The sequence below is a fragment of the Chryseobacterium sp. SIMBA_028 genome, assembly GCF_046535285.1.
Lineage (GTDB): Bacteria > Bacteroidota > Bacteroidia > Flavobacteriales > Weeksellaceae > Chryseobacterium.
This window is the reverse complement of record NZ_JAWRWZ010000007.1, coordinates 251,297-275,053: the sequence shown is the minus strand read 5'-3', so window position 1 is coordinate 275,053 and position 23,757 is coordinate 251,297. Positions and strand designations below refer to the sequence as shown.

Here is a 23,757-nt window from a genome sequence, read left to right as displayed (position 1 = left end):
ATTTTAAAGCTAAAAAGATTCAGTATTTAACATTAATCCCCGAATTAAAATTTTATTCTAAACGAAATAGTTTTATTTTTGTTAGATGATGGAACCCAAATCACCGTTTTTGGATACGATTTTTCTACTCAGAAAGAATGAATGTATAACCCTTTTCTCAAACTTGCAGGAAATTTCCCTAAAAGAAGAGAAAGAGGCAGGTGATTATTTTGAAACAGAATTTGAAAAAGAAAGACTTGAGTTTTTATCTGATCAATTAATCTGTGATAAAACGTCAGCAGTCTGGGCAGCGAAAGTTCTGTATCATAGTGCACAGTTGTATCTCATAAGAGAAAACACTGCAAAAAACCTTGAAAACCTCATCCCAAGGTTTCAGGGAACAAGAGATGTTTCCTCCCTATTGTCAGCAGATTTATCATTAAGGTTTCTACCCGAAGTAATTATTGCTTTGAACTCTGTAGATCCTGAAGATACTTTGATTACACTCCTTGAAGATATCCTCACAGAATTTCATTACTCAGGAATCGGATATGATCTTGATCTGAAACAGGTGAACTGGGAAGAAGAGCTGAAAGACAACACCTACCGGAAATTATATCTGGAAAGAATTGTTGATAAAAGAGATTACAAACTGGCGGAAATTCCGTTTATCAATAAACTGCTTATCGCAGAATTCGGAATGCATAAAGAGGCATTTTGGAGAGAATTAAAAATAATAACCGAAGAAAACTAATGACTCAGAATATCAATACACTCAATACCGTTCTCAACTACGTAAAAGATACTTTCGTAGGCAAAAATGATGTAGTAGACCTATTGGGAATCTGTCTTTTGGCAAGAGAAAATGCCTTTTTATACGGTCCTCCGGGAACTGCAAAATCAGCCATTGTAAGAACATTGTCAAAAACGGTAAAAGACGGAAAAAACTTTGAATATTTACTAACCCGTTTTACAGAACCTAATGAAATTTTCGGCCCATTTGATATCAGAAAACTAAAAGAAGGAGAACTTCTGACCAATACAGAAGGAATGATGCCTGAAGCCTCCATGGTTTTTTTGGATGAGATCTTCAATGCCAATTCCGCTATCCTGAACTCACTGCTTATGGCATTGAATGAAAAAATGTTCAAAAGAGGAAAAGAAACAAAGCACTTACCGGCTTTAATGTTTGTGGGGGCAAGTAACGTTCTTCCGGAAGATGAAGCCCTAAATGCCTTATTTGACCGTTTTCTGGTGAGAATAAATGTAGATTACGTGAATCCTGAATTATTACAGCAGGTTCTTTTGGCAGGAAGAAAATTAGAAAACGAAGAAGAAACGGAAGTTCCTGAAATTCATGCCGATGAGATAAGAGAACTGCAACATCTTTGCAGAACAGTAGATCTTAAGCCCATCTATGAAGTGTACCTGAATACCATCATGAGTTTACGCAATACAGGAATTGCCATTTCGGACCGTAGAGCAGTGAAGCTTCAAAACCTTATTGCTGCAAGTGCTCTCATCTGTGGAAGAAATGAAGCCGTTCTTTCTGATCTTTGGGTTTTAAAACATATCTGGGATACAGAAGAGCAAATCGAAATTCTTGAGGGAATCATCAATAGAACCATAGAGAAAGACGATCACCCAAAGTCTCATCCTCAGGCCATGCAGAATAAAACACCTAATCCGGAAGAGGTGATGAAAGATGTGAAAATTCTTATGGATAAATGGAATGAGGGGTCATTGAGTTTTGAAGAGCAAAACGTCATCAAGGATAAACTAAGATACTTACAAACACGTTGCGACTGGATCAGAAACCCTGAACAAAAGCAATATATTCAGCAGGAAATTGAAAGCTTATGGCAGAAAATTCTTCAAACAATATAAAGGAATTTTGGGCAGAAATTCCCCGTAAAGATGAAGACGCTCTTGGCTCTATAAGAGATTGGAAGAATGTTCAGATTGCGGTGGATGATGAAATGATATGGCTCAAAGGCTTTACCGATGAACAAGCGGTTTCCTCGGAAATGCATCAGTTACCCAACTTTTTGCTGTACGAGCTGCGTGATGGCCTTTTATTTAAAAAAGGAGCATTGGTTCCCAGCAAGAAAATGAGAACAGCCTTGCTTTGGATGCCTATAGATAAAGCATTGCGCCTCAATTTTCCGATTTCTAACAATAACTATTTCGGAATTAGTGAAAAAGTTCAGATTAGGTTAAAGGAAAGCGACGAAGAACATCCGGTAATTGGCTTGCTGTGCAACATAGCGGATAGTAAAGACTGTATTGCAACAGTACCCAAATTCAGATTGGAAAAAATAGAATGGACGGTGATCGGGGATAAAGCTTTTTTTTTAGGAACCCCTTTATTAAGCTTGCCGGGAAAAACCTATTGGCTAAAAGACAACCATTTATTGCCGTCCGGTTTTGATTTTGAATTTAAAAATCTGAGTTTGCCTTTACAGGAAAAATATAATAAAGAACTAGATGGGTGGCTTCTATGGGATGAAAAAGGGAATTATCTTTCACTTAAGAAAACAGATTTCCGGGACCTGTCCGTAAGCTCATTCCGTCTTACTGAAAAATCAAAAGAATGGAACTAAAGGCCTATTTCCAGTCCTATGAAAACTATTTCTGGGAATGGAAAACTGATGAAGATATTCCCGGAGATTCCGGATATAATGATAATAACCTCATTTCTGTACCGGGAGTGGGAGCTATTGCCTATAGGCCCTACATTATTGAGATTTTAAAAGAACTTCAGCCACAGGGTTGGCCTCCGTTCGGAGCTTTGTTGATGGTTTTGTATGCCATGCAGGATGGATACATCAACTTTGCAGTTCCCTTAAGACACACCACAAAACTATACAGTGTTGGAAACTTTGAATTCAATGCTGAAAAAGAAATTGAATTTCTAGAAAAAATAAAGGCTCTTCCTTTAATCTACAAACAAAAGCAGAACAAAATTATTCTCTTGCAGACTTTGTTTAAAAATGCACACAACAGAATATCATCCACAACTGCTGAAGCAATTCTGAAAGTTTATTATAAACGACCACAGGAGCTTGCCTATAGTGCTGATCAACAACATGCAGGACCATCTGTCCTGAATAAGGATCTTACTGCTATGGATCTTAACGAAAGATTTCCAACTACACAATCCATTATTGATGCAATGAAAGGGTTTATGGAGGGTCCGGAATTGGATAATGAAGTGATAGAGGAAGAAGCCACTGCAGATGCAGATAAAGATTTTATCAGGGAACTGATTGAAGAGCCAAAGACATTTCAGGTGGGAAGTCTTATCAAAAGAATTTGGAGCGGACTGAAGATCCCGATGCGTCACATTTCTCCGGGAGAACAACCGATAGGAGGAATTTCTGATATGACCAACAAAGGAGATTTTCACAGAATGCTTTTGTCGGAATTTGCCAATGAAGATGAGGTATTCATGAATCGGGTAGCCAATAATGAAGCATTGTACATTCAAAGAGAGATTCCCCCTGAAGAAAATATCTTTGAAAGAATAATTCTGATTGATACTTCCCTTAGAAACTGGGGTACACCAAAGGTATTAGCATTTGCATCAGCCATTGCTGTGATCAAGCATCCAAAGGCACATTCTGAGTGTCAGGTTTTTGCATTGGGACAGTCAGGAATTCCTATTTCCCTGAATAAAGTTGAGGATGTTATTGAAAACCTTAATCAGGTAAGTCCGATTCTGGAAGCTTCAGAAGCTTTGGAGAAATTTTTTATTGAAGAGCATACTGAGAAAGATATAGAAGTATTTTTCATTACCCATGAGGAAAATATTGCAGCCGAAAAAATTCAAAAAGTGATTCACCAGCACAGAGACAGACTTAAATTTTTGGTAACCACCAGCTCAGATGGTGAAATCAACTTTTATAAACATCATAAAGGAGCAAGAAAACATATTCAGAAAATAAAACTTCCGCTTCACGAATTATGGGCAAACCCGCCACAACAGAAAATATCAGGAATTAATTTGGATGGGAAGAAAACAGAACTTCCACTGAATTATCCAATTTTATACCCAACACCGGTTAATAAAATTGCACACTTTCTATACGAGGGTGAATTTTTTATACTGAGTTCCAAAAAGCAATTGCTGAAAACCTACCTTTCAGATAATTATTATGACAGACATTATTACGAATATTATAAAACCTATCATGGCTGTGAAATTTTGTTTGAAAATATCTCTGTAAAACCCACGGGAAATTTTGCTTTAGCGAAGAATAAGCAGCAACATTTTATACTTTGCCAGTACCAGCCGGCTAAAAAGTTAATATCAAAGCTTAATTTAAATACTAAAGAATATTCTGAGCAAAATGTTACCGGATTAAATATTCCGGATTCTTACGAACTGATCTATTTTGGGAAGAGTTTTTATCTTCATCAATTTTCCAATCCACTATTATACAAAATAAATATTGAGGGAAATATTTCGGTTGAAACAATTTCCGGAAAAGATAAAGAAATAGAAAAAAACAATACAAAAGCAGAAGCAGAAGTGGCTAAGCTGAGCCAAACCGGACTGAAAATCATCAATAGTTTTAATAAAATTGGAATTAATAATCAAAAGAATCTGGTTTTTTCAGGATGTGAAATAAGCAGTGTATATGATAATACATTGAGCTTGTGCAAAAACAGATTCGAAATAAAAATTTTTGCGGAGCAGGACAGAAACAAATTTACCTTTCCCGACGGCAGTGAAATCATTGCAGATTACCGTGGAATACTTACTTTCAGAAGCAGCAATAAAGGGATAGACGAATTTTATATGCCGGCTACATCATATGGTTTTCTTTCTCTGGCTACCTATACAGAATTTAGTGGACCAGAATATTATCTTCCGGAACATACTTTACAGAAAGTAAGAACCGTGGAGGAAATGTATTTCCAATACTTAAGACCATTTATAGATCAGATTTTGGATTATGGAGCTTAGAATTAAACCTTTCCCGAAAAATAATTATCCTAAAAAAGGGCTTTTAATCAAAGGCTCTTCCCCTGTGATATGGCTTCAGGAAATGGAAACACTTGGGATTAATCTCAATCAGGTAAAATCCTATGCTATTCCGGCAGATCTTCCGAATGTACTGTATGGATGCTTTCTTGTTTTTAATGATTATGCCCCACAGGAAATTGGTAAAAATGCTTATTTTCAATGTGTGGATAATAAATTTTTTATTCCTGAAAACACAACGTTTTATCCGAAAATAAATCCTGAGGACTGGGAATTGGTAACTTCAGATTTTCTCATTATGCATCCTGAATTTGGATTGGTAAAACTATCAGAACAGATCGATTGGATGATATTGATTCAGGAACCGGGAAATATTGAGGAAATAATCAGAAAACCTTTGAGTGGAGTTAGAATTCCTCACCAGATACAAAGCTATACGGTTGAAATGGATGATGAGAAAATGCTTGAAGCATTACAGAAGCCTCAAACCGAAGAAGAATGGATGAATAATCTGCCTTTTGATATGAAAAAAGTAATGGCAGGGAATAAAAAAGAGATTGAAAAATATTTAAAGTACATTGAAAAGTATCCTGAAAGAGTTGTAGAATTAGGTGTTCCTTTAGATATTATGGGAACATCCAGAGGTGATGGAGCCGGAAAATTTACATGGCTGGAAACATTGTTTGGTGGCAATTCTGGTGATAAACAGGAAAGTAAAGGGACCCAAAATTTCCGCAGAATATTCTGGGCTGTTATTGTGATTGCTATTGTTTTAAAAATAGCGCTTCCATCAGATAAAAAAGAATCTGAACAGGAAGAAAATGTTACGTCTTCAGGAAAAATTGTGAAAGATGCTGTAAAGGCACCATCAGATATGATAGCCTTTCAGTCCGGTATCACGGAAATAGATCAGAAGATAGATTCTATATACCAACAGAAAAGAAAAAGATTGTCCAACGAACTTCTGAATGCAGGAATACTGGAGGGGCAGACAGAAAAAGCAAAAGAGGAATATAGAAAGAAAGGTGGAAGAGAGGTAAGTGAAATAGGACGTGATATTCAAAAGCTTAACGGTAAGGAGCAACAAAGTAGAGACTCGCTCAAAATAATTTATAAAAAGAAAATAACAAGGCATATTGAAGAAAGAAGCGAAAACCTGAAACGTGAAATTTCAGATTCTCTTAAACAATATACCAAAGGAAAACCTGTAAACGGAGATGTTGTAAAATACCTTTTAAAGAAAAAACAGGTGTTGATGGAAGACTCTTTAGGAAAGCTTTACGGAACAATTGATTTTGCGGATATGTCACCACCATCAACAATAAAAGATTCAAAGGTAAAAGGAGTTGAGTCAGGGAATAACCAGTTGAAAAAAGACACCCCTGTTTCAGATATTCTGTATATGGTGATCCTGATGATTGCAGCAGTGGGACTATATTCATTTCTGTTTAAAAATAAATCCCTGAATCTTGGTGGGGATAACGTACCGGGTTGGGTAAAGTTTCTTTTGACAACAATACTTGTAGCCATGCTGGTATATCTGTTCTATCCATTGGTAAAGATGTTTGGGTACAACTGGTTTGTATGGGTACTTGTAATTTGTGTGATCTTACTTCTCTATCGTTTATTCAGAGATGATAAAACTATTTTAAACTCCGAAGATGATGAATAAGCAGAAATTTATAGACAAATTTATGGCAGCCTTTGTGCTGTTGGCCATGTTCAAAATCATCGGAATTGTTGCGCAGCTCTTCCATGAAAGCTTCTGGAGTGTTATCGGAACCTTGATTATTTTCCTGATCGTAGCCTTTATTATTCTTATGGTAATTGCTGCCCTGAAAGATAAAGAGCAAAACGAACGAAATTCAGGAAGAAAAGGAGCTGCTGGAGGAAATTTCTATCTGGAAACCTCATTGTTTGACAGAATCAGAAGTAAATACGAAGAACTTGCTGAAAAATACATAGCAGAAAAGGATTATAAAAAAGCAGCAAAAGTCTATATGAACTTGCTCCAAGACCATTACAGAGGAGCGAAAACATTAGAAAACGGAGGGTTTTATAACGAAGCCGCTGCAGTATATCTTAAAAAGTTAAAAAATAAATCTGATGCAGCAACCTGCTATGAAAAAGCAAAGCAATACAAAAAAGCAATAGATCTTTACAAGGAAATGGAGCAGAAAGAAAAAGTAGGAGATCTTTATAAAGAAATCAATGATCTTAAAAATGCCCATGCCTATTACCAAATGGTTGCAGATGATTATACAACCAATAAACAGATGGTAAAGGCTTCCCTCGTCTATCGTAAAAAAATGGAAAAAACAGACGAAGCTCAAAAGATATTGCTAAAAGGTTGGGAAGAAGACAAAGATGCATTCAACTGTCTGAATAACTATTTTGCCAATATTTTTGATTTTAAAAAACTGGAAACAGAAATACAGGAGCTATATGCAAAAACTCCAGCCTACAAAAAGATCATCTATCTTGATGCTCTAAAACATGAGTTTAAAAAAGACCCAAAACTACAGACTACTACCAGAAACATAGCCTATGAGATCATAGCTGAAAAAGTAGGAACCCGCTCAGAAATAATAAATGAACTGAAATATTTTAATCCCAATGATGAGGTGATTCTAAAAGATATTTCGAGATTCAAGACAGGACGTAATAAAATGTTTAGAAATTAAAAAATGGAATTGTTGTTCAACCTTAAAATGAGGGAGCGATTTGAATCTTCAGTTTCTGCATTATTAAAGCAGTTTTAAAGGCAAACTATTCCCCTTGTTGGTGAAGAATAATTGAGTGAAAAACATTTTTTCATATCTTTGCACCAGAAAATTATGACAATACAAAGAGCACATATCAATGCAGAACTATACGAAAGCCCATCAAAACTGGGATTATTCGGATATGATTGGATGATATGGAATGAGGCGAAATGTGCTGACTTTGGAAATTATTTACTGTAAACTCGTAAAAAATTAATCAAAATACTACAAAAACGCCTCGATTTTTCGAGGCGTTTTTTGTTTTTTAGGTCAGAAATTATTTAGAATGAAAAAAAATAACCATAAACATGAAAATTTTTTAATTAACAATGAAACTTTAATACGATAAAATAGAGTGATAAGCAACCCGATGAGAGACAGTCATTTAGGTATTTAAGATATCCGCAAAATATTGCGGACAGAAATTGTCTACTCTAGAAACTAGAAGTAACTATCTGATTTTCAATAATTTAATTTGATAATTTATTTGTGAGTTTCGAAAATTCATATTTACTTTGCAACCGAAAATTGAAAGCAACAGATTTTCAGGATTCAACAAAAATAATTTAAAGACAAAACAAAAATAAAATGAAACAATTGCCTAACATATTTAATCAATACTCAGAACTATTCGGACAAGAGCCGGCAGGAGCTGTGTGTGTTTATGATAGCAGAATTGTGGATAGAAGGTGCTTATATACGTGGGTCAGTTAATGATCTTTCACGTCAAAATATACCAAGCGCCTCCCAAAAAGAGGCGCTTTTTTTATGGTTCCGTAGCTCAACCGGATAGAGCATGGGTTTTCTAAACCCAGGGTTAGAGGTTCGAATCCTCTCGGAATCACAACATATAAGGTCTATTGAGGTAATGGCTAACCTGCCCGACTGTCTCTTGGGCACTGCGAGTTCGATTCTCGCATAGACCGCAAAGATTTATGGAAATTTCAGCTCCGACTGTCTCTCGGAAAAGAATGTTGAAGTGAATCTGTAAAACTGGAAAGATAACGGTGGTTGTTTACCCGTCTTGGACGCGGGAGGTCGCAAGTTCGAATCTTGCTTTCCAGACAAAATGCAAATGAATGAATAGTTAATTGTTTCAGGAGAAAAGTAAAAGTTTGTCGAGAGCAGAAGATCTTTACGCCAAAACACGAAAATACAGACAAGCTTTTTCTTATCTCAGTAAAGAACAATTAGAATTAAAAAATATCATTTATAAAATTTTAGGTAAAATAAAGTTTGTCGAGCGCAGAAGTTCTTATATCAAACAAAAAATTAGGACAGGCTTTATTTTTTTAATGAAAACTAAATAAAAATGATGGTTCGCCGAAGTGGAAGAGTCGGAGCGGTCTGCAAAACCGTTGCTTAAGCTGAGTGGGTTTGAATCCCATAGCCATCTCAAATAACTAAAATGAGATTAGTTCAGGAGAAAAAATAAAAGTTTGTCAAGCGTAGAAGTTCTTGTATCAAAAAATGAAGACAAACTTTATTTCCTCCAAAGAAAAATTAGGAAAAAGTATTCATTACTTATTATTCCTGAAAATTGGAAGTACGCCGAAGTTGGAGAGTCGGGGCAGACTGTAAATCTGTTGCTTCATTGCTGAGTAGGTTCGAATCCTACTACTTCCACCAAACCACTGATAATGTAATGGCAGCATGCAGGAAATATACTCTTGTTGTTTAGGTTCGATTCCTAGTCAGTTGGTTTTTAAAGGCTCTATTCGTCTAACGGTCAGGACGCCTGCCTTTCGAGCAGAAAATAAGGGTTCGATTCCCTTATAGAGTACAGGATGTGAATGAACTGGTCAATATTGAATTGATTATAACCATGAAAGTTCAAATTTGAAAATACATTGGCCAGTCATCATTCACAACAAAATAGGAAAAGAGAAAGATTTGTCGAGCGCAGAAGATCTTTACAAACAAAAGCAAGCATAGTTTATAGTAGACAGAGCTTTCTCAAACCTACTTTATCATAAAAATGAGTACAAGGTAATTTCAATACTATCAATGACTCATAAAACTGCGGGAATGGTGGAATGGTATACACTCTTGATTTAGGATCAAGCTTTTGGGGGTTCGAATCCCTCTTCCCGTACCAAAGTATCAATTATAACAGGGAAGAGTGGTGTAGAAGGTCTGCACGCTAGTCTGAAAAACTAGAGGTACAGGTTCAATTCCTGTCTGTTCCGCTAAAAATAGAAAGTAGAAACGTAGAGGTTAGAAAATAACCACTTAGAAATCAATATCAATTATAAATATGTAGAAAAAATGGAAACGCAACAACAAACATGGCAGAATATGAATGGAAAAATTTTCCAACACTCTATCACACAGCTGGTAGAAGAAGCCATCATTCGCGAACAGGCAAACGGACACCGTCTGAAGGTATGTGTGGGATCAGACTCCCACGTATACGGGGAAGCCATCAATTATGCTACGGCAGTAGTGTTTATTCGTGAGGGAAAAGGAGCGTTTACCTTTATTAGAAAAGAAAGAGAAATACAGAGTATCAGTATCAAGGAGCGAATGCTGAATGAAGTCAACAAATCCGTTGAAATTGCATACGCCATCTGCTCTGTGTTGGATACCTATGGTGTGGAAATGGAGGTACACGCAGACATTAATACAGACCCAGACTTCAAGTCCAATGCAGCATTAGGAGATGCTATGGGATATATTTTGGGAATGGGATATGTGTTTAAGGCAAAACCCTTTGCTTTCGCCAGCTCCAACTGTGCTGATATGATGGTTTAATTTTCTAAATAATAACTATAAAAAGTAATTAAAACATTGAATATTTACTTTTTCAATTAAAAACTAACAACATGACTCATAATAGAATAGCCGTTATCGGTTTACACGAACAGGAATATGAATATATAAGACAACATTACGAAGGGCTCATGATCTGGCATCAATCCATTCCCAAGATAAAAGTAATGGACGGAATATTATATGTCGAAAAAGCTCAGGGAGTAGGAATGCTTCCGGTTGATAAGGTCGTTTATCACGGGATTTTTGAGGATGATCTGGATTTTATTTCAGGATTGGCCCTGTGGAATGGTCCCTGTTTTCCAAACGCTTATGGAATGCTTGAATGCAGATTGAAAATTCCTTGTCTGGTTAAGGCAATGAAGTTTTCAAAATTTAACTCCCAAAGAGGATTTATCTCTGCAAATACTTATATAAATACAAACTATGAGCTGGTGGCCAAATGGGGAAACTGGCATTGTGGAGAAAACAAGCATAAGTTTACAGGAAGTTGGGAAAGTACAGAAGATAGTGTTCTGGAACCTTATTTTGAGGGTGAAGCCGTAAGAATTTTAAACATTGGTGAAAAGTCCTGGCAGATTAAACTTGAAGGAGAAACATGGTTAAAATCCATTCATCCTGATAATGCCCAATTCATGGAAATGGATGCAGAACTTTTACAGGATACATTAATGTTGAAAGATAAAATTGGAATGGACGTCATTGCTAATGATTATATCGTTCAAAAAAATGGAACCAGGCATTTACTGGAGATTAATCACATCCCCAATATAACAAGATTTGAAGAAGTAAGATTGCATTTTCTTGAAACTGTTGTGGAGTGGATTGATGAAGACTAGATAAAGCTTAATGATTAAAAAATAAGCAGAGGAAATGACAAAAAGATTATTGTTTCTGGATGATATACGATATCCGATTGAGGCTTATCATTATACCAAACAAGATGTTTTCCTAAAGAAGGATTGGCATATAGTTCGGAACTACGAGCAGTTTGTCAACAGAATTTTGGAAAAAGGACTTCCTGAAATGATCTCTTTTGACCATGACCTTGCCGATATGCATTATCTGAAACAGGATTCTCAGGAATGTATTGAAAAAACAGGCTACGATTGTGCAAAATGGCTGGTAGAATACTGTATGGATAACTATTTAGAACTTCCAAAATTCTATTGCCACTCCATGAATCCCGTAGGGAAGAAGAATATTGAGAGCCTTTTAAAAAACTTTAAAAAATTGTAATGGACATTTTTAGATTAATTCGAGATATTAAAAGCCATCTTAAGTTTAGTTTTGATGAAGTGGATAGGTGGTTTGAAAAAGACAGTAAAACGTTGAATTTCCAACCTTCAAATGGAGGCTGGACGATTCATCAGATTTTAGAGCATATTTACCTTACAAACTTTTACCTATTGATCCTGATTGAAAAAGGCTCAAAAAAAGCAATGCGAAACTCCATGAATTTGGATTTGGAAGCTGAAATAAAGAATTACAGTTTTGATAAAGAAAATTTTGAAAAAATAGGAGAGTATGGTGCTTTTGAGTGGATCAGACCAGTCCATATGGAGCCAAAAGGACAGCTAAGTTTAGAAGAAATCAAAAACTTGATATCTCAGCAATATCATCAATGTATAAGCTATTTGGATTTGATGAAAAATGGGGAGGGAGTTCTTTATAAAACCACAATGACAGTAAATGAATTGGGGAAAATCAATGTATATGAATACATCTATTTTCTCTCACTTCATGCTCAAAGACACCTTACTCAGATGAGGAACAATGAATTAGAAACAATTAAAAACTAAAAAAATGATTTTCAAAACATATAACTCTATAGAAAATGCTTACCAGGCCCGCATGATCGATCAGATCAGATTGCAGGGTTTTGGGGATGAGGTTTTCATCGTGCAGGAAAAAGTTCACGGGGCTAATTTCTCTTTCTTTACCGACGGAAAGGAAATTAAGATCGCGAAGAGAACAGCTTTTATTGAAAAAGATGAAAAATTCTATAATGCACATCATATTCTGGAACACTACAAAAAAAATGTAATTGATGTATTTCAAAAAGTGAAAACAAGGTACCCGAATGTAGAAGCGGTAGTCATCTACGGTGAATTATTCGGTGGCGGTTACAACCACAAAGAAGTAGAACCTGTAAAAGGTTCTGTAAGAGTACAAAAAGGTATTGAATATGCACCTTACAATGAATTCTACGCATTCGACATTAAGTTGAATGGAGTGACGTATTTGGATACAGATATCGTTAATGAAATTTTCGAGAAAACTGGATTTTTCTATGCTAAGACTTTATTTCAAGGGACTTTAGAAGAAGCTTTGAGGTTTCCGAATGTTTTCAATTCCAAAATTCCGGCTTGGCTGGGATTACCAGAATTGAATAATATGTGTGAAGGAACCATTATAAAGACTTTGAAAACCAAGTATTTTGGAAACGGTGCAAGAGTCATTCTGAAAAACAAGAATGAAAAGTGGATCGAAAAATCTAAAATGGTTAGAAAACAAGGGAAAACAGTTCATAAACAGATTGTTTTTAGTGAAAAGACTCAAAATATTTGGGAAGAAATCCAAAAATATGCAACTGCAAACCGCTTGAATAATGTTGTAAGCAAAATTGGTGAATTCGAACCCAAAATGATGGGGAAGATTATTGGCCTTTTTGCACAGGATATCTTAGAGGATTTTGAAAAAGACTTTCCATCAGTTTTCACTGCAATAGAAAAAGAAGAAGAGAAAAGGATCAACAAAAAGTTGAATACTTTAGTTATAGATTTTATAAAAGAAGAGCTAATGACTCTTAAAGTTTAGTTTCGGTAATTCATTATCGAAACTTTTTTACGTGTAAATTCAACCATAAAAGTCACAAAGGAATGTTGACAGGATGGTTTTAAAACAGGAAAAATGATACAAGCAGAAATTAAAAGTCTTTTAAAAGAAGACATCAGTATATTAATAAAAGTTCTCAATTCAGGAAAGCATTATGTATGTGATTGTGGTGAAGCAAGTTTATTGACTGTGAAAGAAATACAGTCTGTATCTGCAATATTCATCAGCCATACCCATATTGATCACTTTGCCAACTTTGACGGAATTTTCAGACACCAAATGGGGAGCGGAGAAAAAGTGGTCATCTGTGGACCGAAGAATATTCATCAGCAAGTGGAAGCAAGGTTAAAATCCTACACCTGGAATTTAGTAGATGAAAATGCCATTGAATATGAGATCAGGGAGATTGTTTCCAGAGAAGAAATCAATGTTTATACCCTTCGCCCACCTTATTGGAATCCGGAATTTATAAAGACTCAGAATTTTCTTTTTGAAGATGAGTGTGTGAATGTAGATTTTGCCATTCTTGATCATAAAACAGATTCTATTGCTTATCTGTTTAAAGAAAAAGATACAGTGACTTTTCATGAAGAAGCTTCCGGTTTCAGAAAGGGAAAATGGATTAGTGAGTTGAAAAGAGCTTTTGAATATAATGATTCAGAGAAAGAAATGGAGATAGAAGAAACAATTTATAAGGCATCAGAATTATTTCATCTACTCACAAGAAATGCGGGATATAAACTAGGCGTAATTATGGATCATGCAGTAGATGAAAACAATTATGAAAAGATCAGAACTGTTTTTAAAGATGCAGATAAGGTATACATCGAAACATTTTATAAAGATCTTGATCAGGAATTTGCAAAGATTAATTATCACAGCTTTGCGTCTGCATCAGGAAAAATTATGAATGAATGCAAGGTGAAAGAAGCCATCCCGATCCACTTTTCAAGAAGATATACGGAAAGTGACCAACAGGAAATTGAAACTGCTTTTTATAAAGCATTTCGAGAAAATTAATTAAACAACAATTAAAAAAATGAAACCCAATATATTTTTTACAGCAGACCATCATTTTGGTCATGAAAACATTATAAAATTCTCCGGAAGACCCTTTGAGTCTCCAGAACATATGAATGAAGAATTAATCAAAAGATGGAACGAGAAAGTCGGAGTCGGAGATACAGTCTACCACCTAGGTGATTTCAGCTTGGGAAAACCCGATTTTACAAAAGAAATTCTTGATCAGTTAAACGGGAATATTCATTTAATTAAAGGCAATCATGAGGGTTTAGCGTTAACTTACCCTAAACGATTTGCCTCCATCAGAGATTATCACGAATTGAAGATTGATGAGCCGGAAAACAATAACGGAAAACAGAAAATCATTCTTTTCCACTACTCAATGCGTACCTGGAACGGTTCACATCGTGGAGTCTGGCAGTTATACGGACATTCACACGGGACTTTACAGGATGACGAAATGGTGTTAAGCTTTGATGTTGGGGTAGATTGCCACAATTTTTACCCGATTTCCTACGAAGAAGTCAAGGAAATTATGAATAGGAAAAAATGGACACCTCCATTCGGACCAAGAGAATAATAATACAGGAAAGTTGTAAAGTAGGAGAGAATTAGAACTTAAATTCTACCATCTAACCTCTCCTCTGTACAACACCCATTTTATAAAACCATGAAAACAACCGATGAAATAGTAATTGTCGATTTGGAAGCTACCTGTTGGGAAAATGACAGGATTCCCATCGGACAAAAAGTCGATATTATAGAAATAGGGATTTGCAAACTGGATCTGATATCCAATGCTATTTCCCAAAAGCAAAGCATCTACATTATTCCTGAAAGATCAGAGATCAATAAATTCTGTACAAAACTCACAGGAATTACTTCACAACTAATCCAGGAAAATGGAATCTATTTCGAAGAAGCTTGTGAAAAGATCAGGGATGAGTACCATTCTGCCTCTCTTACATGGGCGGGATATGGAAATTTCGACAGGGAGCAGATCATTGAACAATGTGATTGGCTTGGAATAGAAAGCCCTTTTTCAGAACAATATTTGAACGTGATGTATGAATTCAAAAAACATTTCAGACTGTATAAATCAATAGGACTTAAAAGAGCCCTGGATTATCTGAAGATGGATTTTGATGGAAATCATCATAGTGGAGCAGATGATGCCTATAATACAGCTAAGATCTTAAGTAAGATTTTAGCATAATTTGAAAATTAACAAATAGAATTATTAAAAATTTAAACAAGTGAAAACAACAGAAAATATATTAATTATAGATCTTGAAGCCACGTGTTGGGATAACCGGCCGCCAAGAGGTCAAGAAAGTGAGATCATTGAAATAGGGGTTTGCATCATGAATGCGAAAACCGGACAGATCTCCAAGAATGAGGGTATCCTAATAAAGCCTCAATATTCAAAGGTAAGCCCTTTTTGTACAGAACTTACAACGCTTACACAGAGTTTGCTGGATAATGAAGGCATTATGCTGGATGATGCATTTGATATCCTTAGAGCAGAATATGATTCCGAGGAATTAACCTGGGCAAGTTATGGAAACTATGACCTTAATATGCTTAAGGATCAGGCCAGAAGATTCTACACAGATTATCCAATGGGTGATGATCATATTAATGTGAAAACATTATTTGGAGAGTTGCATCCAACGGTAAGAAAAAGTGTAGGAATGCAGAGAGCCTTGAATGAGCTGGGCTTTAAGCTTGATGGTACCCATCACAGAGGAGTAGATGATGCCAGAAATATTGCAAAGATTTTGCACTGGTGCCTGAAGAATTACTCAATGATAAGATAACCTCAATACGATCACTATGAAGGACTCTCTGCAAAGAGAGTCTTTTTTATTTTGACAGTAAGAATTGCTTTTAGTTTTTTATGATTTAAATTTGATAAAACTTTTTATTCATTGGAGGCACTCGTTGAATTACTTGAACAGACCAACAGAAGCGTGTTTTTGACAGGGAAAGCAGGAACCGGAAAGACTACTTTCCTAAATGATTTTGTGAAAAAGACCCGTAAAAAGCATATTATTGTTGCACCTACAGGTATTGCAGCCATTAATGCTGGCGGGGTAACCATTCATTCATTATTTGGAATTCCTTTCCGAACCTTTGTGCCTACTACAGAACTCATTGATCCTAATCTGGCCATGAATATTAATGAACTTTTTCCTCATTTTAAATATCGAAAAGATAAGCTGGACCTGTTTCGTGAGATAGAACTCATTATTATTGATGAGGTTTCTATGCTAAGAGCTGATCTGCTGGATATTTTGGACCATTCCTTGAGGCGTGTAAGGAGAAATCAATTTCCGTTTGGAGGAGCGCAGTTGCTGTTGATAGGAGATTTGTACCAGCTACCACCGGTTGTCAAAGATGATTCAGAAAAGATCTTGTCAAAATATTATCAGACTCCATTTTTCTTTTCTGCCCAGGCATTACAACGAATTCCATTAATAACAGTAGAATTAACAAAGGTTTACAGACAACAGAACAAAGAATTTCTAGAGATTCTTGAGGCAGTTCGGCACGCAGATATCCGTAATCTCGATTTTGAAAAATTGAACTCTCGGTATAAACCGGACTTTGAACCTGAAAATGAAACTTACATCCATCTTTGTTCCCATAATCGTATTGCGGATCATATCAATAGGAAAAAATTGAGTGAGTTACAGGAAACCTCTCAATTTTATAAAGCCACTATTATTGGTGAATTTAAAGAAACCCAATATCCCAATGATGAAACGATTGAATTGAAAGTAGGTTCTCAAATCATGTTTATTAGAAATGATTCATCTCCTGAAAAGAAATTCTACAATGGCAAACTTGCAAAAATTTCCTGTTTGGAAGAAAATCTTATAAAGGCTGTATTTGAAGAATCTGGAGTAGAATTTACACTCACAAAAGAAGTCTGGGAACAAAAGAAGTATACTCTCGACGTTGATAAGAATATAAAAACAGAAGTATTGGGAAGCTTTGAGCAATATCCAATACGTTTAGCCTGGGCGGTCACCATTCATAAAAGTCAAGGACTTACCTTTGACCGCATTATCATTGATGCCGGAAGATCTTTTGCCAGTGGACAGGTATATGTGGCATTAAGCCGATGCAGAACCCTAGAGGGAATTGTTCTGAAATCTAAAATTAGCCCTGAAGCTATATTTTGTGATCCCAGAATTGAAAAATTTCAGGAATCAACCAATGCTAATGATAGGTTAGAGCAACTCCTCGAGAAAGATAAATATAGTTTTACGCTTCTTAAAGTTCAGATGACACTAGATGCAGGCTGGTTAAAAGATTCGGTAATAAAGTGGATGGATGAGAAAGTATCGGATGAAAAAGTAAAAAAACAAGCAGAAAGCTTCACAATAGAAAGCGAAAAACTTTTTTATATCTCTGAGAAATTCAAAAAGATTATTCATCAGAAAATGGAAAGCTTTATAGCCGGAAGAATTCAATGGGCTGAGATTGAAGATAAATGTAAAGGTGCTGTAGACTTCTTTTATAAAAAGGTAGCTGAAGATTTTTTATTGCCTTTAAAAGATCTTTATTCAGAAACTATAAATACAAAAGGGCTTAAAAACTTCAACGAAAAAACTAAAATATTCCTGCATGATCTTGAAGATTATCTTGAAAAGCTGAAAGAATGCCGTCTTTTGGAAGCATCTTTATTTGATAAAACCCTGGAAGTAGACACTTCTGTAGTCGTTGTGAAAAAGCTTACTCATTTGATTACATTTCAGCTATTTGAAGAAGGAATACCTCCCTTTGAAATTGCCGAAAAAAGAAATCTTACCCTATCAACAGTGTACAGGCATCTGGCGAAAATGGGTTTAACCGAAGTTGAAAATATTTTCAAGAGGTAATGGCCTAATATTGTTGGTTTTCAAAAGTGTTTTTTTATTTAATAGCCTTTTATTGAATCATAAATATCAGAAAGAATAATTGAGTCTTTAAAAATAGTAAATAAGCAGCGATTTTAATACATATATCTTCAAACAGGGAATTTTTATTATGGAGATAAAATTAGAATTAGAAGTACTTTCAATACCTTAATTTTTTGTTAAAAAATTCACATTTTGGGGATAATTTACTGTCTGTCAATCAATTTTTGTTATTTTAGCCGGTAAGAATAAATTTATGCTTATTGAAGAGGAGTTTAGGGCAATATATTTAAACTATAAAATAAAGGAAATTGTTCCGTTTCTTGAAAAGCTTACACAAAAAGATAAAAAAGAAGTCGCTGCCATTTTAAAAAATAATATTAATAAAGAATGGGGGCACAACAATATTTCTGTGTTGGCTACTTTGGTATGCTCTAAAACGAAGAATGAATATGAAAAAATAAGCCCGGGATATTATTCGATGCCAGTTAACATTATTGATGAACTCTTTGAAACTTATGTTCCGGAATGGATTGGTGAATGCCATTTATTTTTAAGCGAATTTGAATATATAAAAGTGCTGGAATGGGAACAGAAAGGCTATTTAAAGCTAAATGATCATATAAGTGCTTTATTACTTTCCTCTTCATTGGTGTCAAGTTATACCCTGGAAGAAATTCTTTTTACCTATCCTGTGACTATAGATTCCCATATCTGGCTTTTATTTGAGCATGAATCCAACGTTACTTATCATTCTCATGGTAGGAACTGGAAAGAAATATTGAAAACCTTGGTTCAGGATAATAAAATTGAACGTAGTAAGGTTTTAAAATCAAGTCTTAATGCCATTAATTCCAATTTTTCAAAAGAGAATAATACTTGGTTTCTGGAGCTATTGATCTATCTTAAGCCAACCGACATGGAAATTATAGCGTTGCAGGAAGAATTGTTTGTCGTTTTTTATTCCTTGCAATATTCATTGTTTTCCGGAATACTCAAAATGGTCAGTCCGGTAATCACGCAGGATGGTTTTAAAACTGAAGAATTTCTACAAGCTATAGCATCTTTGATGACCCTTACAACGAAGAATATTGTAAATGCATTGCTTCAGATTTTGGAAAAAATAGCCAAGAATAGTAAAGAGTTTCATGAAGAAGTTTGCTTTCTCCTAATGCCTGTTTTTTTGAATAAAGATAAGGCGCTTCAGACAAAAGGCGCAAAGATTCTTGCCCAATATGGGGATCCAAAATCTATAAAAATACAGAAAGAACTGATGTTGTATACTGGGTCCATTCTTTCTGATGCCCGAACCTTGCTAACAAATTTCTTTGTAGAACATGAAATTCTTCAGAAAAAAGAAATCCAGAATTATGAAATATCTTCATGGTATTTATCAGAGCCTATTGCCCCTATTGAAACAGTAGATGACTTTATATTTTTAGCCTCCCAGATATTCAATAACAATGAAACCTATCACTTTGATTTGTTTTTGGATGCATTGGTTAGATTTAACGATGGCTTTAAAGAAGAAGATTTTAATAAACTTGAACCTGTTTTTAAGGCTGCACTGAAAAGAAAGGAAGTAGGAGGACTTCATCATTTATGGGCTACCTTTCTTATTAATTATGGCCTATTAAAACAGACAAAAAAGTCACAGGTCTTGCAGGATGCCTGCCTAGCCTTGCCAACCCTTGAAAATTGGAGTGAAAAGAAAACGCCCTTTATTTTCAAGGCATATCATCAGTTTTTGTTAGGCATATTTGAATTATTAAAACAAAATAAAAAACTCCCTGTTCTTTCTGTTCCGGATCATACGCCATGCTGGATTACTATCCATTCCCTTGTTGATAAGTTGAGGATCTATCAGCAATACAATGAGCAACCTATCTCTTTTGATTGGGAAATTGCCATGCTCCGTGCTATAAGAGAAAACCTAGAACAAGCAGAGCAGTATGCAAAAGAGCAGCTTAATGAAAAATATTTTGAGCTTTTAAAACCTGTTTTCGATCAAAACTATTTCAAAGATCAGTACAAAAAGGAATTTTTGGAAGGAAACTTTGATTGGGAATTAGGGTACAGGAAAGTTTATAAGTGGAATAATACAGAAGAAATTCCACAAATACTGATATCTGTTGAAAACCAAAAAGAACTTTCTGAAAATGCTACTTTTTTAGATTATTTATTCAACTCTTATCATGGTGTTTATGATAATGATCTGATTCATATTTTATATCTTGCTCCTTATTTTTCAGGATCTGTTGTGGCAAAAAAACATAATGAAGATTTGTCAAATGCTGTTTATCAATATGATATCAAAGGGAATGTAAGGTTTCTTGATGCATGGATGAAACTGAATCTGTCTTTCCAACCTGTACATTATTTATTCCTATCAGCGGGACTGTTTAATAAAGATAAGACCTTCTCTGGTATGGCTTTTGAAGTCTTAGTGAACAAAGCAGTTTCGGAGGATTTCAGAGTACAGGAACTAGGAGTAATGATTGGTAAAAAGATCAATTTTGAATGGGCACCCGTAAAACGATTTACAGATGGTTTGTCAGGGTTTATCAATTTGAGTACCAGTCATAACCAGGCTTTTGAGAAATTGCTGATTTCCATTCTTTCAGCGATTGAAAAACCAGTTTTTAACCTTAAAAAGCTTTTAGAGCTTTACTATGAACTGCTCAACCAAAATCAAACCAAGGTCGATAAAACGATTGTCAGTTTGCTTATAGAATGGGAAAAAGAGAATAACCTGAAAAAAATTATACATCAAATTAAAAACCAATGAAAGAAAGACTCTATGAAATTCTTAATGAGGAAAAAATACATGAGATTATCCCTTTTTTGAAACAGCTAAGTGTAGAAGAAAAGAAAACATTAGTGCCTACGATAAAGAAAATGGGGCGTGAGATCAGTAAGATTGTCATGACCAAAAATTCTTATCATACCGCAGGATCTGTAAATCAACACTCAATTATTGACATTGCATCATTTGTCTGCATGGATCAGAAAAACTTTGGTAAAAACTACTGGAGTCTTTTCCGAAACATTGAACAGACAGAGCAAATATTGGAGTGGGGATGTCCGGACTGGTTTTCAGACTTTATCAATGATTCTATAGATGCTGAATTTACAGCCTTTAATTATCAGCATATTTTAGGATGGACAGAAAGAGGCTATGTACAGCCTAAGCCTGAATTGCTGGGACATCATTTAAGTAATTATCCCTCTAATCTGGATCATCATCCGGAAACACTCAGTACTCACTTCTGGTATTTATGTGAATATCCATCCAAATCGTTGCCGTTCCGTAAAGAATGGTTTCCATTGGTGCAAAAACTTATTACAGAACAGAAAATAGAGAGAAAGAGATTTCTAAAAGAATGCCTTCTGGCTTCCAACAGAAACTTTAATAAGAACGTTACAGGCTGGTTTATGGATGCATTTACAGCATTAAAACCAACCGAAGAAGAACTGGTTGAGCTTCAGGATGAGTTGCTTGCCGGATTGACATCTGCACAGTCAAAGGCAGTCAATACCATTCTTGTACATTTGAAGAAATTAGTAGAATTATCTACCTTTAAAAGTGATGAATTTTCACACTATCTTCCCAACTTACTGAGCTCAGAAATTAAAACAGTAGTTATTTCCGGATTGGCTTTAACAGAAAAAATATTCCAGCACAAAAAGCTTGATCCCGAAATGTTGGGAATAGCCCTAAGTACTGCATTTGTAAGCAAAGATGACGGTATACAGTCCAAAGCGGCAAAGATTATTGTGAAATACATCCCCGCCTCTGAAAATATAAAAGAAGCACTTTCTCATTATTCGGACAATATACTGAGTAATGTACGTCCTGTTTTGACAAAATATATTGAAGATAAACAACAAGAGCTTGAAGCTATAGCCTCAGAACGAATATTACTGACAGCAAAGGAAAATAAGGTCAAAGAGCTTGAAAGCTTTGAGGATTTAATGTTTTTCCTTCCTTTGGCAATAGAAGACCCATACAGCTTTCACTGTGATATTGCTTTGGATGGGCTGATGCGCTTTGCTAATAAAACCGATGCAGAGTCTGTTAAATTAATAGAACCTGTATTTCTAAAAGCCTGTAAAACAATTGCCAAATGGGAAGTTCCCTATTTGAATGTTCTCCTGTGCAATCTGATTATAAATTATGGATTAAGTTTATTGGAAAAATATCCAATTCAACTTAAAAATCTGGAGAAAATATATCATAAGACCTGTGAAGATGAAGCTTCAAGAGAAATCTATTCAAATTATCATAAAAAACTAGGTCCAATAGAAAAGGTTGGGACAAAGGATGCTGTTACAAAAGCTTTCAAGGAAATGGCTGTGTATATTTCTCAAAAAATAAAATCTGGTGAAAATATTCCATTGTTATTTACGGTAACTCATACTCCTTGTTGGATTTCTCCCGTTAGCCTGGTGGAAAGATTAGAAACTTATCAAAATAAAAATATTGAACCCAATCATTTGGACATGCAGTTGGCATTGCAACGCTGTGCTCTGGACAATACTTCGGAAGCTGTGCAGCTGGTTGAGGAAAGATTAAAAGGTGAATATAAAGAGCTGCTGCTTTTCTTCTTTGGTAAAAATGAAAAACCAAAAGGAGAACTTATCCACTCATCATGGTGGATGACAGCTGGAATTACACGCTCACCGGAAACTGTTTTTGAGGAGTTTGGTAGTTTCGGATATGATGATATTCCAATGGAATTCCTTTCGGGAGCTTACCAATGGAAAACAATTGACAGCAAGAAAAACTCATATTATCCTGTTGAATTGAATATTGTTATTCCAAAGTATCATCTTGAAAAAAGAGAAGCGCCTTTGTTTCTGGAATATTTTATTGCTGAACAAAAAGAGCTTTCCGAAATTCCTGCAATGATGTGGTGCTTTCCAAATACACCGGCAAATACTTTGGCAAAAGTCATCAGATATTGTCTTTTCTATTCCGGTATTGCTGAAGTTTATGAAAGAAACCTGGTTTTAAATACAGTACAGGCTTTTTATCAGATCAAAAGACCTTTGGATGAAATGGGTTATCTGTTTTTAGGAACCATCTTTTTGGATGGAGATAAAACCATCAGAGGTACTGCAGCTGAAATCTGGCTGGAACAGGTTTCTTATCAAATGATTGACAATGCACAGCTCGGTAAGGTAATTGGCTTGCACGAAAAACTGGAGTGGGCTCCCATTAAAAGATTAACAGACCTTATCCAACATCATATGCTGAATGTGAGCAAAAATCATAATGCTGCTCTGGAAGAGTTGATTTCAGGTATAGTGCTTCAGATGGAAAATCCGGTGACCAATTTGAAAAAATTGTTAGAGATTTATCATGAGGTATTGGCTTTAAATCAATCGGAGGCGAAAGAAAATATAATAAAAAAACTGAACAGCTGGAAAGAAAATTCGAGCCTGAAAAAAATCTGCAATCTTCTTCTAAAAAAATAAA

19 protein-coding genes and 8 tRNA genes are annotated in these 23,757 nt (G+C 35.3%); all 27 read left to right on the top strand.

The features are described 5' to 3' along the window. The first annotated feature begins 109 nt into the window (after positions 1 to 109). The 27 genes from SCA31_RS11630 to SCA31_RS11500 all read left to right on the top strand — a co-directional run bounded on the left by SCA31_RS11630 (position 110) and on the right by SCA31_RS11500 (position 23,756). A complete protein-coding gene (locus SCA31_RS11630) occupies positions 110 to 733 on the top strand; it encodes a hypothetical protein (RefSeq protein ID WP_410697158.1) in 624 nt (207 codons plus the stop codon). Next, positions 697 to 1,866: an AAA family ATPase gene (locus SCA31_RS11625; protein ID WP_410697157.1), complete on the top strand. Its 1,170-nt coding sequence runs from the start codon at positions 697 to 699 to the stop codon at positions 1,864 to 1,866. The genes SCA31_RS11630 and SCA31_RS11625 overlap by 37 nt, the downstream gene beginning before the upstream one ends. Further along, positions 1,839 to 2,582 (top strand): hypothetical protein, encoded by a 744-nt coding sequence (locus tag SCA31_RS11620; RefSeq protein WP_410697156.1) that lies wholly within the window; start codon positions 1,839 to 1,841, stop codon positions 2,580 to 2,582. The genes SCA31_RS11625 and SCA31_RS11620 overlap by 28 nt, the downstream gene beginning before the upstream one ends. Further along, on the top strand, positions 2,573 to 4,951 hold the full coding sequence (locus SCA31_RS11615; RefSeq protein WP_410697155.1) for a hypothetical protein: 2,379 nt from the start codon (positions 2,573 to 2,575) through the stop codon (positions 4,949 to 4,951). Before SCA31_RS11620 ends, SCA31_RS11615 begins: the two co-directional genes overlap by 10 nt. Further along, positions 4,941 to 6,641, top strand: a complete 1,701-nt coding sequence (locus SCA31_RS11610; protein ID WP_410697154.1) for an APC family permease — start codon at positions 4,941 to 4,943, stop codon at positions 6,639 to 6,641. The genes SCA31_RS11615 and SCA31_RS11610 overlap by 11 nt, the downstream gene beginning before the upstream one ends. Next, positions 6,634 to 7,653, top strand: a complete 1,020-nt coding sequence (locus tag SCA31_RS11605; protein ID WP_410697153.1) for a hypothetical protein — start codon at positions 6,634 to 6,636, stop codon at positions 7,651 to 7,653. Before SCA31_RS11610 ends, SCA31_RS11605 begins: the two co-directional genes overlap by 8 nt. A gap of 153 nt (positions 7,654 to 7,806) precedes the next feature. Next, a complete protein-coding gene (locus SCA31_RS11600; RefSeq protein WP_410697152.1) occupies positions 7,807 to 7,935 on the top strand; it encodes a penicillin-binding protein in 129 nt (42 codons plus the stop codon). A gap of 569 nt (positions 7,936 to 8,504) precedes the next feature. Beyond that, positions 8,505 to 8,578, top strand: a tRNA-Arg gene (locus SCA31_RS11595). 10 nt (positions 8,579 to 8,588) lie between these two features. After that, positions 8,589 to 8,660 (top strand) — tRNA-Asp (locus SCA31_RS11590). Between the two features lie 67 nt (positions 8,661 to 8,727). Further along, positions 8,728 to 8,799, top strand: a tRNA-Pro gene (locus SCA31_RS11585). Between the two features lie 249 nt (positions 8,800 to 9,048). Next, a tRNA-Cys gene (locus SCA31_RS11580) sits at positions 9,049 to 9,130 on the top strand. Between the two features lie 146 nt (positions 9,131 to 9,276). Further along, a tRNA-Tyr gene (locus SCA31_RS11575) sits at positions 9,277 to 9,363 on the top strand. 82 nt (positions 9,364 to 9,445) lie between these two features. Further along, positions 9,446 to 9,517, top strand: a tRNA-Glu gene (locus SCA31_RS11570). 239 nt (positions 9,518 to 9,756) lie between these two features. Then, positions 9,757 to 9,832 (top strand) — tRNA-Leu (locus SCA31_RS11565). An 18-nt stretch (positions 9,833 to 9,850) separates the two neighbouring features. Further along, positions 9,851 to 9,923, top strand: a tRNA-Phe gene (locus SCA31_RS11560). A gap of 79 nt (positions 9,924 to 10,002) precedes the next feature. Beyond that, positions 10,003 to 10,488, top strand: a complete 486-nt coding sequence (locus SCA31_RS11555; protein ID WP_106917340.1) for a ribonuclease H-like YkuK family protein — start codon at positions 10,003 to 10,005, stop codon at positions 10,486 to 10,488. A gap of 71 nt (positions 10,489 to 10,559) precedes the next feature. Beyond that, the gene (locus tag SCA31_RS11550) at positions 10,560 to 11,345 is read left to right on the top strand and encodes a hypothetical protein (RefSeq protein ID WP_410697151.1); all 786 of its coding nucleotides are present in this window, start codon (positions 10,560 to 10,562) and stop codon (positions 11,343 to 11,345) included. Positions 11,346 to 11,379: 34 nt separating this feature from the next. After that, entirely contained in the window at positions 11,380 to 11,745 is a 366-nt protein-coding gene (locus SCA31_RS11545) for a cyclic-phosphate processing receiver domain-containing protein (protein WP_410697150.1), read from the top strand. Beyond that, positions 11,745 to 12,308, top strand: coding sequence for a DinB family protein (locus SCA31_RS11540; protein WP_410697149.1), 564 nt, complete (start codon positions 11,745 to 11,747; stop codon positions 12,306 to 12,308). The genes SCA31_RS11545 and SCA31_RS11540 overlap by 1 nt, the downstream gene beginning before the upstream one ends. Before the next feature lie 4 nt (positions 12,309 to 12,312). Next, on the top strand, positions 12,313 to 13,326 hold the full coding sequence (locus SCA31_RS11535) for an RNA ligase, Rnl2 family (protein WP_410697148.1): 1,014 nt from the start codon (positions 12,313 to 12,315) through the stop codon (positions 13,324 to 13,326). Positions 13,327 to 13,419: 93 nt separating this feature from the next. Continuing rightward, positions 13,420 to 14,364, top strand: a complete 945-nt coding sequence (locus SCA31_RS11530; RefSeq protein WP_410697147.1) for a peptidase — start codon at positions 13,420 to 13,422, stop codon at positions 14,362 to 14,364. A 19-nt stretch (positions 14,365 to 14,383) separates the two neighbouring features. Next, positions 14,384 to 14,947, top strand: a complete 564-nt coding sequence (locus tag SCA31_RS11525) for a metallophosphoesterase family protein (protein WP_410697146.1) — start codon at positions 14,384 to 14,386, stop codon at positions 14,945 to 14,947. A gap of 90 nt (positions 14,948 to 15,037) precedes the next feature. Beyond that, positions 15,038 to 15,583, top strand: coding sequence for an exonuclease domain-containing protein (locus SCA31_RS11520; RefSeq protein WP_410697145.1), 546 nt, complete (start codon positions 15,038 to 15,040; stop codon positions 15,581 to 15,583). 40 nt (positions 15,584 to 15,623) lie between these two features. Beyond that, complete coding sequence (locus SCA31_RS11515; protein WP_410697144.1) at positions 15,624 to 16,187, top strand: exonuclease domain-containing protein; 564 nt, start codon at positions 15,624 to 15,626, stop codon at positions 16,185 to 16,187. A 111-nt stretch (positions 16,188 to 16,298) separates the two neighbouring features. Further along, entirely contained in the window at positions 16,299 to 18,257 is a 1,959-nt protein-coding gene (locus SCA31_RS11510) for an AAA family ATPase (RefSeq protein WP_410697143.1), read from the top strand. A gap of 274 nt (positions 18,258 to 18,531) precedes the next feature. Continuing rightward, a complete protein-coding gene (locus tag SCA31_RS11505) occupies positions 18,532 to 21,063 on the top strand; it encodes a DUF6493 family protein (RefSeq protein ID WP_410697142.1) in 2,532 nt (843 codons plus the stop codon). Next, on the top strand, positions 21,060 to 23,756 hold the full coding sequence (locus SCA31_RS11500) for a DUF6493 family protein (protein ID WP_410697141.1): 2,697 nt from the start codon (positions 21,060 to 21,062) through the stop codon (positions 23,754 to 23,756). Before SCA31_RS11505 ends, SCA31_RS11500 begins: the two co-directional genes overlap by 4 nt. The last annotated feature ends 1 nt before the right edge of the window (position 23,757 follow it).

Bases quoted from the DNA above. Each gene is read 5' to 3' on its own strand.
- SCA31_RS11620 (WP_410697156.1), top strand. From the start codon at position 1,839: ATGGCAGAAAATTCTTCAAACAATATAAAGGAATTTTGGGCAGAAATT.
- SCA31_RS11615 (WP_410697155.1), top strand. From the start codon at position 2,573: ATGGAACTAAAGGCCTATTTCCAGTCCTATGAAAACTATTTCTGGGAA.
- SCA31_RS11610 (WP_410697154.1), top strand. From the start codon at position 4,941: ATGGAGCTTAGAATTAAACCTTTCCCGAAAAATAATTATCCTAAAAAA.
- SCA31_RS11605 (WP_410697153.1), top strand. From the start codon at position 6,634: ATGAATAAGCAGAAATTTATAGACAAATTTATGGCAGCCTTTGTGCTG.
- SCA31_RS11600 (WP_410697152.1), top strand. From the start codon at position 7,807: ATGACAATACAAAGAGCACATATCAATGCAGAACTATACGAAAGCCCA.
- SCA31_RS11555 (WP_106917340.1), top strand. From the start codon at position 10,003: ATGGAAACGCAACAACAAACATGGCAGAATATGAATGGAAAAATTTTC.
- SCA31_RS11550 (WP_410697151.1), top strand. From the start codon at position 10,560: ATGACTCATAATAGAATAGCCGTTATCGGTTTACACGAACAGGAATAT.
- SCA31_RS11545 (WP_410697150.1), top strand. From the start codon at position 11,380: ATGACAAAAAGATTATTGTTTCTGGATGATATACGATATCCGATTGAG.
- SCA31_RS11540 (WP_410697149.1), top strand. From the start codon at position 11,745: ATGGACATTTTTAGATTAATTCGAGATATTAAAAGCCATCTTAAGTTT.
- SCA31_RS11535 (WP_410697148.1), top strand. From the start codon at position 12,313: ATGATTTTCAAAACATATAACTCTATAGAAAATGCTTACCAGGCCCGC.
- SCA31_RS11530 (WP_410697147.1), top strand. From the start codon at position 13,420: ATGATACAAGCAGAAATTAAAAGTCTTTTAAAAGAAGACATCAGTATA.
- SCA31_RS11525 (WP_410697146.1), top strand. From the start codon at position 14,384: ATGAAACCCAATATATTTTTTACAGCAGACCATCATTTTGGTCATGAA.
- SCA31_RS11520 (WP_410697145.1), top strand. From the start codon at position 15,038: ATGAAAACAACCGATGAAATAGTAATTGTCGATTTGGAAGCTACCTGT.
- SCA31_RS11505 (WP_410697142.1), top strand. From the start codon at position 18,532: ATGCTTATTGAAGAGGAGTTTAGGGCAATATATTTAAACTATAAAATA.
- SCA31_RS11500 (WP_410697141.1), top strand. From the start codon at position 21,060: ATGAAAGAAAGACTCTATGAAATTCTTAATGAGGAAAAAATACATGAG.